This is a genomic window from Ciceribacter sp. RN22 (assembly GCF_024054295.1).
GTDB lineage: Bacteria > Pseudomonadota > Alphaproteobacteria > Rhizobiales > Rhizobiaceae > Allorhizobium > Allorhizobium lividum.
Map to the genome: position 1 here is coordinate 795050 of NZ_JAMXLD010000002.1, position 13929 is coordinate 808978.

Below are 13929 nucleotides of genomic sequence, written 5' to 3' on the forward strand. Positions count from 1 at the left end.
AACTGGAAAGACGACGAACCATGCCCTCCGCCCCCTTCAATCCGCTCGTATCCCGGCTGTCTCCGCCGCCGGTTCCTTCGGTCTTCGCCTGGGGCCGCGCGTATGACGGCGCATCGGGACCACTGATCGACCTCTCGCAGGCCGTCCCCGGCTATCCGCCGCATCCCGACATGCTCGCCTGGCTTGGCGAGGCTGCGGCCTCGAAGGCCTGCGCCGGCTACGGGCCGATCGAGGGCGAGGATGCGCTGCGCGATGCCTATGCCGCGGAGATGGCTGAAATCTATGGCGCGCCCGTCACCGCCGCGAACATCCATATCACCTCCGGCTGCAATCAGGCCTTCATGGCGGCCGTGATGGCTATCGCCGGCGCCGGCGACCGGGTGGCGCTGACCGACCCCTTCTATTTCAATCAGGAGACGACGCTCGCGATGCTCGGCATCGGGCGCGAACTGCTGCCGCTCGACGCCGCCGACGGCTTCGTGCCGCGCCTGGAACGTGTCCGCGAGGTCCTCGCCCGGGGCGTGAAGGCGATCGCCCTCGTCACCCCGAACAACCCGACCGGCGCCGTCTATCCCGGCCCACTGCTAAAAGACATCTTCGAACTCTGCCGTGCGGCCGGCGCCTGGCTCATTCTCGACGAGACCTATCGAGATTTCCTGCCGGCGGGTGAACGGCCACACGACCTGCTGTCGGTGGCGGGATGGGAAGAAAACCTCGTCCTTCTCTATTCTTTCTCCAAGTCGTTCTGCATTCCCGGCCACCGGCTCGGCGCCGTCACCGCCGGCGAACGCACGGTCGCCGAGATCGCCAAGGTCATGGACAATCTGCAGATCTGCGCGCCGCGCGCGCCGCAGGCCGCCGTCGCGAGGGCCATTCCGGCGCTGAAGCAATGGCGAAACGCCAACCGTACCGAAATCCTCGCCCGGACGGCCGCGCTCCGCGCCGTGATGGCGCGCCTTCCCGCATGGAAGATGGACTCGCTCGGCGCCTATTTCGCCTTCATCCGCCACCCCTTCGGCGATCTGACATCCGCCGAGGTGGCGGAGATGCTTGCGAGGAAGGCCGGCGTGTTGTGCCTGCCGGGCGCCTATTTCGGCGAGCGTCAGGAAGCCTACCTGCGTTTTGCCTTCGCCAATGCCGACGCCGCAACCATCGCAACGCTCGCGGACAGGCTCGGCGGCTTCACTCCGGCTTAACGCTGGCCTCTATCGGCTGCCGGACCACCGGGGGGTGGCGTGGAGCTCCTGCATGACGAGATCGCGTAGCCGCGCCGCCACCGGCGTCATCTGCGTCCGCTTGACCGTCAGGAGGTGGTAGGGCGCCACCACGATCGGCACGCGGATGTCGAGCTTGCAGAGGCCGGTACCGGTGCTGCCGCACAGGAGATCGGACACCTCCCGCGACATGGGCGCGATGGCGTTCGAGGACGCAAGCATGGCGATCATAACCAGCAGCGAGGTCGTGTTGACGATGTTGGAGGGAATCTGCACGCCGGATTCGATGAACATCGCTTCCACCGCCTGCCGCACCGGCGCGCCCGGCGCCTGCATCACCCATGCAAAATGCACGATGTCGGCCGGCGACAGATCATTGGCGTAGGCCAGTGGATGGCTCTCGTGCACGAGGAGGTTCACCTCCTCCACGCGCGCGTCGAGAATGTCGAACTGACGCGCATCGATCCCTGCCGGAATACGCCCGAGCGCGAAGTCGAGCTGGCCCGACAGGAGGTCGCCGATCAGGGCGTCGCTGGAGGCGACGTCGACATGGATGTCGGCTGCCGCCGCCTCCGCCTTGAGCGCCTGGATGGCGGGCACGATGAAGCCCACGGCCCCACCGGTGACGGCACCGGCACGCACAGTGCCGCGCAGGCCGCGCTTGATCGCATCGACCTCGCGGATCGCTTCGTCCATCTCCTCCAGCAGTGTTCGCGCCCGCCGCGCGAGCGCCAGACCGACCGCCGTCGGCTCCATGCCCTTCGGCGTGCGAACGAACACCGGCGCATCGATCAGCCGCTCGATGTCCCCAAGCATCCGCGAGGCAGCGGGCTGCGTGATCGACAGCGCCTGGGCAGCGAGACTGAGCTGCCCGCGCTCCGCGATCACGCGGATCAGGCTGAAATGCTTCGGTTGCAGGCGCTGAAAGTGGATTTCGGACATGAACTGTATATCAACTATGATATGCAGAAAGTCAAAATAATCATTTGATCGATATATCGAGGGCGATAAAACTCGCCTCCGGAGCTGGGGGGCTGCGAAGCCAGCCACCCGTTCTTGTTTCAGCGGCGCCAGGAGGGGCTTGGCGCCGTACGGTATGACCAGGGAGGTTACCATGAAGAAACTCGGCGCACTGATTGCGTCTGTCGCAATCAGCATCGCATCCTTTACGTCCAACGTCTTTGCCGAAGACAAGGGCATGGTTGGTATCTCGATGCCGACCAAGACCTCGACCCGCTGGATCTCGGACGGCGAAACCATGGAGAAGCTGTTCAAGGAAGCCGGCTACAACCCGGACCTGCAGTTTGCCGACGACGATATCCCGAACCAGCTCGCCCAGATTGAGAACATGGTAACCAAGGGTGCCAAGGTTCTGGTCATTGCTGCGATCGACGGCACCACGCTCTCCGACATCCTGCAGAAGGCTGCCGATTCCGGCGTGAAGGTCATCGCGTATGACCGTCTGATCCGTGACTCGGGCAACGTCGACTACTACGCCACCTTCGACAACTTCCAGGTCGGCGTTCTCCAGGCGACCAGCCTCGTTGACGGTCTCAAGGCGAAGTTCCCGGACACCAAGCCGTGGAACGTCGAACTCTTCGGCGGTTCTCCGGACGACAACAACGCCTTCTTCTTCTATGACGGCGCAATGTCGGTTCTGCAGCCCCTGATCGACAGCGGCGACATCGTCATCAAGTCCGGCCAGATGGGCATGGACCAGGTCGGCACCCTGCGTTGGGACGGCACCGTCGCCCAGGCTCGCATGGAAAACCTGCTCTCCTCGACCTACACCGAAGACAAGCTGAACGGCGCTCTGTCGCCCTACGACGGCCTGTCCATCGGCATCCTGTCGGCTCTCAAGGGCGTCGGCTACGGCTCCGGCGACCTGAAGATGCCGATCGTAACCGGTCAGGACGCAGAACTGCCTTCGATCAAGTCGATGCTCACCGACGAGCAGTATTCGACCGTCTTCAAGGACACGCGCGAACTCGCCAAGGTCGCCGTTTCGATGGTTGATGCCATCATGAGCGGCAAAACCCCGGAGATCAACGACGAGAAGACCTACAACAACGGTGTCAAGGTCGTTCCGTCCTACCTGCTGAAGCCGGTCGCACTCGACAAGGCCAATGCCAAGGACGTCCTCGTCGGCGCCGGCTACTACACGGCCGAGCAGATCGACAACTAATCCTTGCGATCATGGCGGGTCCGCGACCTTTCGCGGACCCGTTTTTGTATCATACGCGTTGAGGGAGCTCGCGCCGCCGGCTGTACCTTGGTCGCCCGCCTGCGCTGGAATTCTGCACATGGACAACATCATTCTCGAGATGCGTGGCATCACCAAGACGTTTCCCGGGGTCAAAGCCCTGGACAACGTCAACCTCAAGGTTCGCGAAGGCGAAATCCACGCCCTGGTCGGCGAAAACGGCGCCGGCAAGTCGACCTTGATGAAGGTCCTGAGCGGTGTCTATCCTGCCGGCACCTATGAGGGCGAAATCCATTACGACGGCGAGGTCCGTCACTTCAGCACCATTTCCGACAGCGAGGAACTGGGCATCATCATCATCCACCAGGAGCTGGCCCTCGTGCCGCTGCTGTCGATCGCTGAAAACATCTTTCTCGGCAACGAGATGGCCGTCAACGGCGTGATCAACTGGCCGCAGACCTTTGCAAGGACCAAAGAGCTTCTTGCGAAGGTGGGCCTCAAGGATTCTCCGAGCACGCGCATCACCGACATCGGCGTCGGCAAGCAGCAGCTCGTCGAGATCGCCAAGGCACTCTCCAAGAAGGTCCGCCTGCTCATCCTCGACGAGCCGACGGCCTCGCTCAACGAAAACGACTCCGATGCCCTGCTCACCCTGCTGATGGAATTCCGCAAGCAGGGCATGACCTCGATCATCATTTCCCACAAGCTGAACGAGATCCGCAAGGTCGCCGACCAGATCACCATCCTGCGCGACGGCACCACCGTCGAGACCCTCGACTGTCACACGCAGGAGATCAGCGAGGACCGCATCATCAAGGGCATGGTCGGCCGCGACATGGAAGACCGCTACCCGCCGCGCGAGCCGAAGATCGGCGACGTGCTGCTCGAGGTGAAGAACTGGAACGTGTTCCACCAGAACCACCGCGACCGGCAGTTCCTGCATGACGTCAACCTGACCGTCCGTGCGGGCGAAGTCGTGGGCATCGCCGGCCTCATGGGCGCCGGCCGCACCGAGACCGCCATGAGTATCTTCGGCCGCTCCTGGGGCCACAGGATCACCGGCGAGGTATTGATGCGCGGCAAGCCGGTCGACGTCAGCACGATCCCGCGGGCGATCGAGGCCGGTCTCGCCTACGTGACGGAAGACCGCAAGCAGCTCGGCCTCGTGCTGCAGAACAACATCGTCAAGAACACGACGCTCGCCAATCTCAGCGATGTCTCCAAGAGCGGCGTCATCGACGAGCGCAAGGAAGCGCAGGTCGCTTCGGGCTACCGCAACAAGCTGCGCATCCGCTCGCACTCGATCTACCAGGAAGCCGTCAATCTTTCGGGCGGCAACCAGCAGAAGGTCGTGCTGTCGAAATGGCTGTTCACCAACCCTGAAGTCCTCATCCTCGACGAGCCGACCCGCGGCATCGACGTGGGGGCGAAATTCGAAATCTACACCATCATCAACCAGCTTGCCGCCGAGGGCAAAGGCATCCTGATGATCTCGTCGGAAATGCCCGAGTTGCTCGGCACCTGCGACCGCGTCTACGTCATGAACGAGGGCCGCATCGTCGCCGAACTTCCGAAGGGAGAAGCAAGCCAAGAGTCCATCATGCGTGCCATCATGCGCTCTGGGGAGAAAAACTAAATGACCACCGAAACAAGAACCGAAACCCCCAAGGTCTCCGTGGGCGACTACCTGCGTCACAACATCCGTGAATACGGCCTTCTGCTGGCGCTCGTCGTCATCATGCTGCTGTTCCAGTTCCTGACCGGTGGCGTTCTGTTCAAGCCCGTCAACATCACCAACCTGGTGCTGCAGAACTCCTTCATCGTCATCATGGCGCTCGGCATGCTGCTGATCATCGTGGCGGGTCACATCGACCTCTCGGTCGGCTCCATCGTCGCCTTCATCGGCGGCATATCGGCAATCATGCTGGTGAAGTGGGGATGGCATTTCTCCCTGGTGGTGCCGCTGTGTCTGGTGCTTGGCGGCCTTATGGGCGCGGCCCAGGGCTACTGGGTCGCCTACCAGAAGATCCCGTCCTTCATCGTGACGCTCGCCGGCATGCTGGTCTTCCGTGGCCTGACCTATGTGGCCCTCGGAGGCCGCCCGATCGGCCCGTTCCCGAAGGAATTCACGCTTCTTTCGACCGGCTTCATTCCGGATTTCCTGTCGGTCACCGATCCGGGCACAAGCCTGATCAAGAACTACGTGGCCCTGCTCGTCGTCTTCGCGCTTGTCGCTCTCGCGATCTATTCCGGCCTGAAGAACCGCCGTCTCAACGAGCAGCACGGCACCGAGAACGAACCTTTCGTCTTCTTCATCGTGCAGATGGCGATCATCAGTGCGGTCGCGCTCTTCCTCGGCTTCCAGCTTGCGACCTACCGCGGCCTGCCGAACGTGCTGGTCGTCATGGGCGTGCTGATCGCGCTCTACTCCTTCGTCACCAACCGCTCGACCATCGGTCGCCGCATCTATGCGCTCGGCGGTAACGAGAAGGCGGCGAAGCTCTCGGGCATCAATACCGAGCGGCTGACCTTCTATGCCTTCGTCAACATGGGCGTTCTTGCCGCGCTTGCCGGCATGATCATCGCGGCCCGCCTGAACTCGGCGACCCCGAAGGCCGGCGTCGGCTTCGAACTCGATGTCATCGCGGCCTGCTTCATCGGCGGTGCCTCGGCATCCGGCGGCGTGGGCAAGATCACCGGTGCGGTCATCGGCGCCTTCATCATGGGTGTCATGAACAACGGCATGTCGATCATGGGGATCGGCATCGACTACCAGCAGCTGATCAAGGGCCTCGTGCTCCTCGCGGCTGTCTACTTCGACGTCTACAACAAGAACAAAGCAGTCTGAGGATAGGCTTATGTTTCTCTCGCAATTGAAGACTGGCGGCGTGATTTGCCGCCAGGGTGATGCCGCGCGCCTCGTTCCCGGCTTCGCCTCCACCTACGAGCTGGCCAAAGCGGCAGTCGCCGCCAAGGCTCCGCTTGCTGCGATCATCGAACGCCAGGGCGCCGGCGATGCGGTCGATCTTGCCGCGCTCGCCGCCGAAGGCAAACTCGACTGCCCGGTCCGTCATCCGGACCCGGCGCACATGTATCTCACCGGTACGGGCCTCACCCACACCGGCTCCGCCTCGGCGCGCGACAGCATGCATACCGATACCGCGGGCATGAGCGACTCCATGAAGATGTTCCGCATGGGCATCGAAGGCGGCAAGCCGAAGCCGGGTGAGACCGGCGTCCAGCCGGAATGGTTTTACAAGGGCACCGGCGTCGAAGCCGTGGCGCCCGGCGAAGACCTCGTTTCCCCCTCCTTCGCACTCGATGGCGGAGAAGAACCGGAGCTTGCCGGCTACTACATCATCGGCGAGGACGGGACGCCCTTCCGCATCGGCTTCTCGGTTGCCAACGAATTTTCCGATCACGTCACCGAAAAGATCAACTATCTTTACCTTGCCCATTCCAAGCTCCGGCCGGCGGCCTTTGGCCCGGAGCTGATGGTCGGCGCCCTGCCCGATCATGTCGAGGGCACGTCACGCATTCTGCGCGACGGCAAGACCGTCTGGGAAAAGCCCTTCCTCTCCGGGGAGGCCAACATGTCCCACACGATCGCGAACCTCGAATACCACCATTTCAAGTATGCGCTGTTCCGCCAGCCGGGGGACCTTCACGTGCATATGTTCGGAACCGCCACGCTCTCCTGCGCCGACGGTTTCGTGACGAAGGAAGGCGACATCTTCGAAATCGAAGCGCCGCAATTCGGTCTGCCGCTGCGCAACCGGCTCGTTCGTGCAGCGGAGCTACCCGTCACCGTCAACATGCTCTGAGGGTTTTCCGCCGATCGGGCGGCGGGCTCCCCAGAAAGAGACAGAGAAAACGTCATGAGTGCTTTCAAACCGGCGGCCTGGCCCCGCAAACTGCGATCCCAACACTGGTTCGGCGGCACTAGCCGCGACACGATCTATCACCGCGGCTGGCTGAAGAACCAGGGACACCCGCATGACCTCTTCGACGGACGTCCGGTCATCGGCATCCTCAACACCTGGTCGGACCTGACCCCCTGCAACGGCCATCTGCGCGAACTCGCGGAAAAGGTGAAGGCGGGCGTCTGGGAAGCCGGCGGCTTCCCGGTAGAAATTCCGGTCTTCTCGGCCTCGGAAAACACCTTCCGTCCGACCGCGATGATGTTCCGCAACCTCGCCGCACTCGCCGTCGAGGAAGCGATGCGCGGCCAGCCGATCGACGGCGCCGTGCTGCTCGTCGGCTGCGACAAGACCACGCCTTCGCTGGTCATGGCCGCCGCCTCCACCGATTTGCCGTCGATCGTCGTCACCGGCGGCCCGATGCTGAACGGCTATTTCCGCGGCGAGCGCGTCGGCTCCGGCACGCACCTCTGGAAATTCTCGGAAGCCGTCAAGGCCGGCGAGATGACCCAGGAGGAGTTCCTCGAAGCGGAAGCCTCGATGTCGCGCAGTTCCGGCACCTGCAACACCATGGGTACGGCCTCCACCATGGCCTCCATGGTCGAGGCCCTCGGCATGGCGCTTTCGGGCAATGCCGCGATCCCCGCCGTCGACAGCCGCCGCAAGGTCATGGCCCAGCTCTCCGGCCGCCGCATCGTGCAGATGGTGAAGGACGACCTGAAACCCTCCGACATCATGACGAAGAAGGCCTTCGAGAACGCCATCCGCGTCAACGGCGCGATCGGCGGTTCCACCAACGCCGTCGTCCACCTGCTGGCGATGGCCGGCCGCGTCGGCGTCGACCTCTCGCTCGACGACTGGGACCGCCTCGGCCGCGACATCCCGACCGTCGTCAACCTGATGCCGTCCGGCGAATACCTGATGGAAGAGTTCTTCTACGCCGGCGGCCTGCCGGTCGTCATCAAGATGCTCGGCGAAGCAGGCAAGCTGCACAAGGATGCGCTGACCGTTTCCGGCGGCCCGATCTGGGACGAGGTGAAGGACGTCCGGAACTGGAATGACGACGTCATCCGCCCGGTCGAGCGTGCGCTCACCCAGCAGGGTGGCATCGTCGTTCTGCGCGGCAACCTCGCACCGAAGGGCTGTGTCCTGAAGCCGTCGGCGGCCTCGCCGCACCTCATGAAGCATCGCGGCCGCGCCGTGGTCTTCGAGGACATCGACGATTACAAGGCCAAGATCAACGACGAGAGCCTCGACATCGACGAAACCTGCGTCATGGTCATGAAGAACTGCGGCCCGCGCGGCTATCCCGGCATGGCCGAGGTTGGCAACATGGGCCTGCCGCCGAAGGTGCTGCGCAAGGGCATCACCGACATGGTGCGCATCTCCGACGCCCGCATGTCCGGCACCGCCTACGGCACCGTCCTCCTGCACACCTCTCCGGAGGCCGCCCGCGGCGGACCGCTCGCTATCGTCCGGAACGGCGACTTCATCGAGATCGACGTCGAGGCCCGCCGCGTGCACCTCGACATCTTGGACGAGGAAATGCAGCGCCGTCTCGCCGACTGGCGTCCGTCGGTCGAGCCGCCGGCAAGCGGTTATGCCCGCCTCTACCACGACCACGTGGAAGGCGCGGACACCGGCGCCGACTTCGATTTCCTGAAGGGTTGCCGCGGTGCGCCCGTCGGCCGCGACTCGCACTGAGGAGAAAGACATGTCCAAGCGTATTTCGCTGGCGCTTGTCGGTATCGGCAAGATCGCCCGGGATCAGCATATTCCATCGATTGCCGGCGGCGAGGATTTCGAACTTGCCGCGGCCGTCAGCCGTCACGGCAAGATCGACGGCGTCGAGAACTTCGAGGATTTCGATACCTTCCTGAAGGCCCGCCCGGATGTACAGGCGGTCTCGCTCTGCACGCCGCCGGAAGTCCGCTTCGACATGGCCCGCAAGGCGATCGAGGCGGGCCGCGACGTGCTCCTCGAAAAGCCACCTGCGACCACGCTCGGCGAAGCGGAAGCGCTGGCCGCGATGGCGTCTGCCGCCGGTGTCACGCTCTTTGCCACTTGGCATTCGCGCTTCGCGCTCGGCGTCGAGCCGGCACGGCAGTGGCTCGCCGGCAAGACGATCCACTCCGCCTCGATCGTCTGGAAGGAAGACGTGCGCCGCTGGCACCCCGGCCAGGCATGGATCTGGGAGGCCGGCGGCTTCGGTGTCTTCGACCCGGGCATCAACGCGCTCTCGATTCTGACCGCCATCATTCCCGGCGCGATCGTCGTGCATCAGGCCGCCCTCTCCTTCCCCTCGAACCGGCAGCAGCCGATCGCCGCTTCGCTCTCCATGGCGAGCGCGGCCGGCGCCCCGATCAGCGTCGAGTTCGACTGGCGCCAGGAAGGCCCGCAGACCTGGGACATAACGGTCGAGACGGACGGCGGCGAACTTCGCCTTTCAAAGGGCGGAGCCGAGCTCTATATAGACGGAGCACTGGCATCGTCCGGCCCGGACCGTGAATATCCCGGCATCTATGATCGTTTCGCGGCGCTCGTCCGCGCACGGCAGAGCGATGCCGATTTCCAGCCCTTGCGGCTCGTGGCCGATGCCTTCCTGCGCGGCAACCGTCAGGACGTGGACGCCTTCCACGACTGAGGCCGGTCGCCAAAGACGAGATGATACGGGCGGAGCCCGGAATCCGGCATGACGTGCCGGATTTCTTTCGCCACGACGCAAAGCGAAGACAAAAGGATGATGCGATGACATTCGAATTCACTGGAAAGCACTTGATTGCCGGCGAGTGGGTAGCGGGCAACGGGACCTTCGCCTCTTCCCCGGCGCACGGGCCGGCACGCGATTTCGCCGTCGGCACGCCCGACCTCGTCGACCGCGCGGCACGCGCCGCCGAGGAAGCCTTCCTGACCTATGGCTACTCCACCCGCGAGGAGCGCGCCGTCTTCCTCGAAACGATCGCCGAGGAGATCGACAAGCTCGGCGACGAGATCACCGAGATCGGCACCCAGGAAACCGGCCTGCCGCAGGCGCGCCTCGTCGGCGAGCGCGGCCGCACCGTCGGCCAGCTCCGGCTCTTCGCTTCGCATATTCGCAAGGGCGACTATCTCGACCGCCGGCACGACGAAGCGCTTCCCGACCGTCAGCCGCTGCCGCGTCCGGAAATCTTCCTGATGCAGCGCCCGATCGGCCCCGTCGCCGTTTTCGGCGCCTCGAATTTCCCGCTCGCCTTCTCGACGGCCGGCGGTGATACCGCCGCCGCTCTCGCGGCCGGTTGCCCCGTGATCGTCAAGGGCCATGGCGCCCATCCGGGCACGGGCGAAATCGTCGCACACGCGATCCATGCCGCCATCAAGCGGCTCGGCCTGCATCCGGGCGTCTTCTCGCTCGTCCAGGGCGGCAAGCGCGATGTCGGCGAAGCCCTCGTCCAGCACCCGATGATCCGCGCCGTCGGCTTCACCGGCTCGCTCGCCGGCGGCCGCGCGCTCTTCGATCTCTGCGCCCGCCGTCCTGATCCGATCCCGTTCTTCGGCGAACTTGGTTCGGTCAACCCGATGTTCCTGCTGCCGAACGCGCTCTCGGCGCGCGGTGAAGCGATCGCCAAGGGCTGGGTGGGCTCGCTCACCATGGGTGCGGGCCAGTTCTGCACCAATCCCGGCATCGCCGTCCTGATCGAGGGTCCGGAAAGTGAAGCCTTCGTCGCCACCGCCAAGCGGGAGCTCGAAGGCGTCGGCGCCCAGACCATGCTGACCGACGGCATTGCCGAGGCCTACCGCTCCGGTGCCAAGCGCATCGAGGGCTCGACGGGCGTCCAGGCGGTGCTGACGTCGACCTGCGACCTGCGCAACGCCACACCTTACCTGTTCGCCACCACCGGCAAGGCCTGGCTCGAAAACCATGCACTCGGCGAAGAGGTCTTCGGACCGCTCGGCCTCGTCGTGACGGTGACCAACGAAGAAGAGATGGTGAAGATCGCCGACAGCCTCGCCGGACAGCTCACCTGCACCCTGCACCTGGACGAGCCCGATACCACGCTCGCCCGCCGGCTGATGCCGATCCTCGAGCGCAAGGCCGGCCGCGTCCTCGCGAACGGCTTCCCGACCGGTGTCGAGGTCTGCGATGCCATGGTCCACGGCGGCCCCTACCCGGCCTCCACCAACTTCGGCGCCACCTCCGTCGGCACGCTGTCGATCCGGCGTTTCCTGCGGCCGGTCTGCTACCAGAACCTGCCGCATGCTGTCCTGCCGGAAGACCTCCGCTGAAGGCCGGGAGCGCGCATCATGACGGGCACCGGGGCTGAAAAGACGACGGCTGGCGCGTTCTGCGCGCTCGCCGACTGGGGTACGAGCAATTTCCGCCTCTGGGTCGTTGACCGGGCGGGCAACGTGCTCGGAAAGCGGCAATCGGACGAGGGGCTTCTCACCTGCGCCGACGGCCGTTTCGCCGCGGTGCTCGAAAGCCATCTCGCCGCCCTCGGCGCTTCCGCCGACCTGCCGGTCGCGATTACCGGCATGGCCGGTGCCCGCACCGGCTGGCGCGAGGCTCCCTATGTCGAGACCCCGGCGCCGCTCGATGCGCTCTACAGAGAGGCCGTGGCGCCGACAGGCGTCACCCGGCCGGTGTTCATCCTGCCCGGCGTCTGCCAGCGCACCACCGGCCCCTTCGACGTGATGCGCGGCGAGGAAACCCAGCTTGCCGGCGCCGTCGAAAGCGGTCTTGCCGACGGCATTTTTTGCCTTCCCGGCACCCATTCGAAGTGGGTCGAGCTGAAGGGCGGCAGGATCGCCGCCTTCCGCACGGTGATGACCGGCGAGCTCTTCGATCTCCTCAGCCGGCACTCGATCCTCAAGCATTCGATCGGCGACGACCTCGCCTTCACCGCCGACGACCGCGGCTTCTCCGAAGGCGTGACGGAGGCGCTGGCCGATGGTTTCGCCCTCTCCGCACACCTCTTTTCCATCCGCGCCGCAGGGCTCCTCGGCGGCGATGCGCCCAGGCCCGCAGCGCGGCTCTCCGGCATGCTGATCGGCGCCGAGATTGCAGCGACCCGTACCTTCCTGCCGCAGGGCATGGCCGTGCATCTCGTCGGCTCGGCACGGTTGACCGCACTTTACGGCCGTGCGCTCGAGATAGCCGGCACGCAGTCGCGCCTGCTCGATGGCGAGGAACTGGTCCGCAAGGGCCTGTTCGCCGCCGCATGTTCGCTCTTCCAAAGCTCCGAGGTTTCCCGATGACCCGTCCGACCGTCTCCTGGCCGAAGCTCGACCGCAACCTCGTCGCCATCCTGCGCGGGATCACCACGGCGGAGGTCGACGGTGTAATCGCCGCCCTCGTCGAAGCCGGCTTCGAGGCGATCGAGATTCCACTCAACTCGCCCGATCCCTTCGCCTCCATCGAGAAGGCGCGGAAACTCGCGCCCGCCTCCTGCATGATCGGCGCCGGGACCATGCTGACGCCCGACGATGTCGACCGCCTGGCCGATGTCGGCGGCAATCTGGTCGTCACCCCGAACACCGATCCCGCCGTCATCCGCCGCGGCGTCGAGCACGGCATGGTGACCATGCCCGGCGCCTTCACGGCGACCGAGGCGCTCGCCGCGATCAAGGCCGGCGCAGTGGCGATCAAGTTCTTCCCCGCCAACGTCCTCGGCCCGCAAGGCATCGGCGCGATCAGGGCCGTCCTGCCGCCGGAAATTCCGCTCGGCGCCGTCGGCGGTGTGACCGAAGGGGATTTCGCGGCCTATATGCGGGTCGGCGTCCGCTGCTTCGGCCTCGGCTCGAACCTCTACAAGCCGGGCGATGCGGCCGACGTCGTGAAGGCGCGGGCAACCGCGCTCGTTCGTGCCTATGACGAGGCGAAGGCGGCACAGCGCTGAACCATCCTAAAGAGAGCCTCTATGCTCAGGCGCTCGGCTGCGGCCGGCTAAGGACGAAGGCTGCACAGGCGAGGAGAATGACGCCGGTCGTAAGCTTCAGCCAGACCATAGGCGGCCCGGCGAAGAGCACGATGCCGTAGCTGACGGCCATCAGGCTCACCGATGCGATCTTTGCCGGTCGCGAGATTGCACCCTGCCGCCGCCAGTCGAGCAGCGGCTTGCCGTAGCGGGGATGGTCGAGCAGCCATTGCTCGAAGCGAGGCGAGGAACGGGCAAAGAGCGCCGCAGCCAGGATCATGAAGGGCGTGGTGGGCAGCACCGGCAGGAAGATGCCGACGATGCCGACCGCGACCATGATCCAGCCGAAGCCCAGGAGGACGATACGCATAGGTTTTCCTCGACGTGTTGCCTGCACTATGTAGGCAACGCGCTTTCCGGGTCAAATACCCGGAAGCCTCTCTCAGTCGTCCTTCCCCTTGTCCTTTTCCGCTCCGCCGCCGATATCCTTCATCGGCGGCATGTCCCGCTCGGCGTTGAAGACGTTCGGCATCAGGAATTCCGTCGGGCGCTCGCTGCCGGAATGGTAGACCGCCGCCTTACCGCCGTAACGCAGGATGCCGAGGCGCGCCAGCACCTTGAGCACCCCGTCGAACCAGCCTGCAGCCTGGGTGTTTTCGGATTTCGCCATCATCGTACCTCCAGGAAAGGAGAATGTG

Annotated in this window: 13 protein-coding genes; 10 read left to right on the forward strand and 3 right to left on the reverse strand. The window is 64.8% G+C overall.

Going from position 1 to position 13929, the window contains the following annotated elements:
* Positions 1 to 20 precede the first annotated feature (20 nt).
* Complete coding sequence (locus tag NHF53_RS18775; protein ID WP_252835565.1) at positions 21 to 1196, forward strand: aminotransferase; 1176 nt, start codon at positions 21 to 23, stop codon at positions 1194 to 1196.
* Positions 1197 to 1205: 9 nt separating this feature from the next.
* Here NHF53_RS18775 and NHF53_RS18780 read toward each other — a convergent pair whose 3' ends face one another.
* A complete protein-coding gene (locus NHF53_RS18780) occupies positions 1206 to 2156 on the reverse strand; it encodes a LysR family transcriptional regulator (RefSeq protein ID WP_252835566.1) in 951 nt (316 codons plus the stop codon).
* 172 nt (positions 2157 to 2328) lie between these two features.
* On the opposite strand from NHF53_RS18780, the gene chvE reads away from it, so the two are divergent.
* From chvE to NHF53_RS18825, 9 genes are all read left to right on the forward strand, one after another.
* Positions 2329 to 3399 (forward strand): multiple monosaccharide ABC transporter substrate-binding protein, encoded by a 1071-nt coding sequence (chvE, locus tag NHF53_RS18785; RefSeq protein WP_114365152.1) that lies wholly within the window; start codon positions 2329 to 2331, stop codon positions 3397 to 3399.
* 118 nt (positions 3400 to 3517) lie between these two features.
* Positions 3518 to 5053 (forward strand): multiple monosaccharide ABC transporter ATP-binding protein, encoded by a 1536-nt coding sequence (gene mmsA / locus NHF53_RS18790; protein ID WP_114365153.1) that lies wholly within the window; start codon positions 3518 to 3520, stop codon positions 5051 to 5053.
* A complete protein-coding gene (mmsB, locus tag NHF53_RS18795) occupies positions 5054 to 6265 on the forward strand; it encodes a multiple monosaccharide ABC transporter permease (protein WP_114365154.1) in 1212 nt (403 codons plus the stop codon). It abuts the gene before it with no gap.
* A gap of 10 nt (positions 6266 to 6275) precedes the next feature.
* Positions 6276 to 7241, forward strand: coding sequence for an AraD1 family protein (gene araD1, locus NHF53_RS18800; RefSeq protein WP_252835567.1), 966 nt, complete (start codon positions 6276 to 6278; stop codon positions 7239 to 7241).
* Positions 7242 to 7295: 54 nt separating this feature from the next.
* Positions 7296 to 9041 (forward strand): L-arabinonate dehydratase, encoded by a 1746-nt coding sequence (gene araD, locus NHF53_RS18805; protein ID WP_252835568.1) that lies wholly within the window; start codon positions 7296 to 7298, stop codon positions 9039 to 9041.
* Between the two features lie 10 nt (positions 9042 to 9051).
* Complete coding sequence (locus tag NHF53_RS18810; RefSeq protein ID WP_252835569.1) at positions 9052 to 9981, forward strand: Gfo/Idh/MocA family protein; 930 nt, start codon at positions 9052 to 9054, stop codon at positions 9979 to 9981.
* A gap of 104 nt (positions 9982 to 10085) precedes the next feature.
* Positions 10086 to 11600: an aldehyde dehydrogenase (NADP(+)) gene (locus NHF53_RS18815; RefSeq protein WP_252835570.1), complete on the forward strand. Its 1515-nt coding sequence runs from the start codon at positions 10086 to 10088 to the stop codon at positions 11598 to 11600.
* A gap of 18 nt (positions 11601 to 11618) precedes the next feature.
* A complete protein-coding gene (locus NHF53_RS18820) occupies positions 11619 to 12572 on the forward strand; it encodes a 2-dehydro-3-deoxygalactonokinase (protein ID WP_252835571.1) in 954 nt (317 codons plus the stop codon).
* Positions 12569 to 13213, forward strand: a complete 645-nt coding sequence (locus NHF53_RS18825) for a 2-dehydro-3-deoxy-6-phosphogalactonate aldolase (protein ID WP_252835572.1) — start codon at positions 12569 to 12571, stop codon at positions 13211 to 13213. The genes NHF53_RS18820 and NHF53_RS18825 overlap by 4 nt, the downstream gene beginning before the upstream one ends.
* A 25-nt stretch (positions 13214 to 13238) precedes the next feature.
* Here the strand turns inward: NHF53_RS18825 and NHF53_RS18830 are convergent, their stop codons facing one another.
* Positions 13239 to 13601 (reverse strand): YbaN family protein, encoded by a 363-nt coding sequence (locus NHF53_RS18830; protein WP_252835573.1) that lies wholly within the window; start codon positions 13599 to 13601, stop codon positions 13239 to 13241.
* Positions 13602 to 13673: 72 nt separating this feature from the next.
* On the reverse strand, positions 13674 to 13901 hold the full coding sequence (locus NHF53_RS18835) for a hypothetical protein (RefSeq protein WP_252835574.1): 228 nt from the start codon (positions 13899 to 13901) through the stop codon (positions 13674 to 13676).
* Positions 13902 to 13929 lie beyond the last annotated feature (28 nt).

Excerpts from the sequence above, each read along its gene's own strand:
- NHF53_RS18780 (WP_252835566.1), bottom strand. The coding sequence starts at position 2,156 with ATGTCCGAAATCCACTTTCAGCGCCTGCAACCGAAGCATTTCAGCCTG.
- araD1 (WP_252835567.1), top strand. The coding sequence starts at position 6,276 with ATGTTTCTCTCGCAATTGAAGACTGGCGGCGTGATTTGCCGCCAGGGT.
- araD (WP_252835568.1), top strand. The coding sequence starts at position 7,296 with ATGAGTGCTTTCAAACCGGCGGCCTGGCCCCGCAAACTGCGATCCCAA.
- chvE (WP_114365152.1), top strand. The coding sequence starts at position 2,329 with ATGAAGAAACTCGGCGCACTGATTGCGTCTGTCGCAATCAGCATCGCA.
- NHF53_RS18835 (WP_252835574.1), bottom strand. The coding sequence starts at position 13,901 with ATGGCGAAATCCGAAAACACCCAGGCTGCAGGCTGGTTCGACGGGGTG.
- mmsB (WP_114365154.1), top strand. The coding sequence starts at position 5,054 with ATGACCACCGAAACAAGAACCGAAACCCCCAAGGTCTCCGTGGGCGAC.
- mmsA (WP_114365153.1), top strand. The coding sequence starts at position 3,518 with ATGGACAACATCATTCTCGAGATGCGTGGCATCACCAAGACGTTTCCC.
- NHF53_RS18825 (WP_252835572.1), top strand. The coding sequence starts at position 12,569 with ATGACCCGTCCGACCGTCTCCTGGCCGAAGCTCGACCGCAACCTCGTC.
- NHF53_RS18830 (WP_252835573.1), bottom strand. The coding sequence starts at position 13,601 with ATGCGTATCGTCCTCCTGGGCTTCGGCTGGATCATGGTCGCGGTCGGC.
- NHF53_RS18820 (WP_252835571.1), top strand. The coding sequence starts at position 11,619 with ATGACGGGCACCGGGGCTGAAAAGACGACGGCTGGCGCGTTCTGCGCG.
- NHF53_RS18810 (WP_252835569.1), top strand. The coding sequence starts at position 9,052 with ATGTCCAAGCGTATTTCGCTGGCGCTTGTCGGTATCGGCAAGATCGCC.
- NHF53_RS18775 (WP_252835565.1), top strand. The coding sequence starts at position 21 with ATGCCCTCCGCCCCCTTCAATCCGCTCGTATCCCGGCTGTCTCCGCCG.
- NHF53_RS18815 (WP_252835570.1), top strand. The coding sequence starts at position 10,086 with ATGACATTCGAATTCACTGGAAAGCACTTGATTGCCGGCGAGTGGGTA.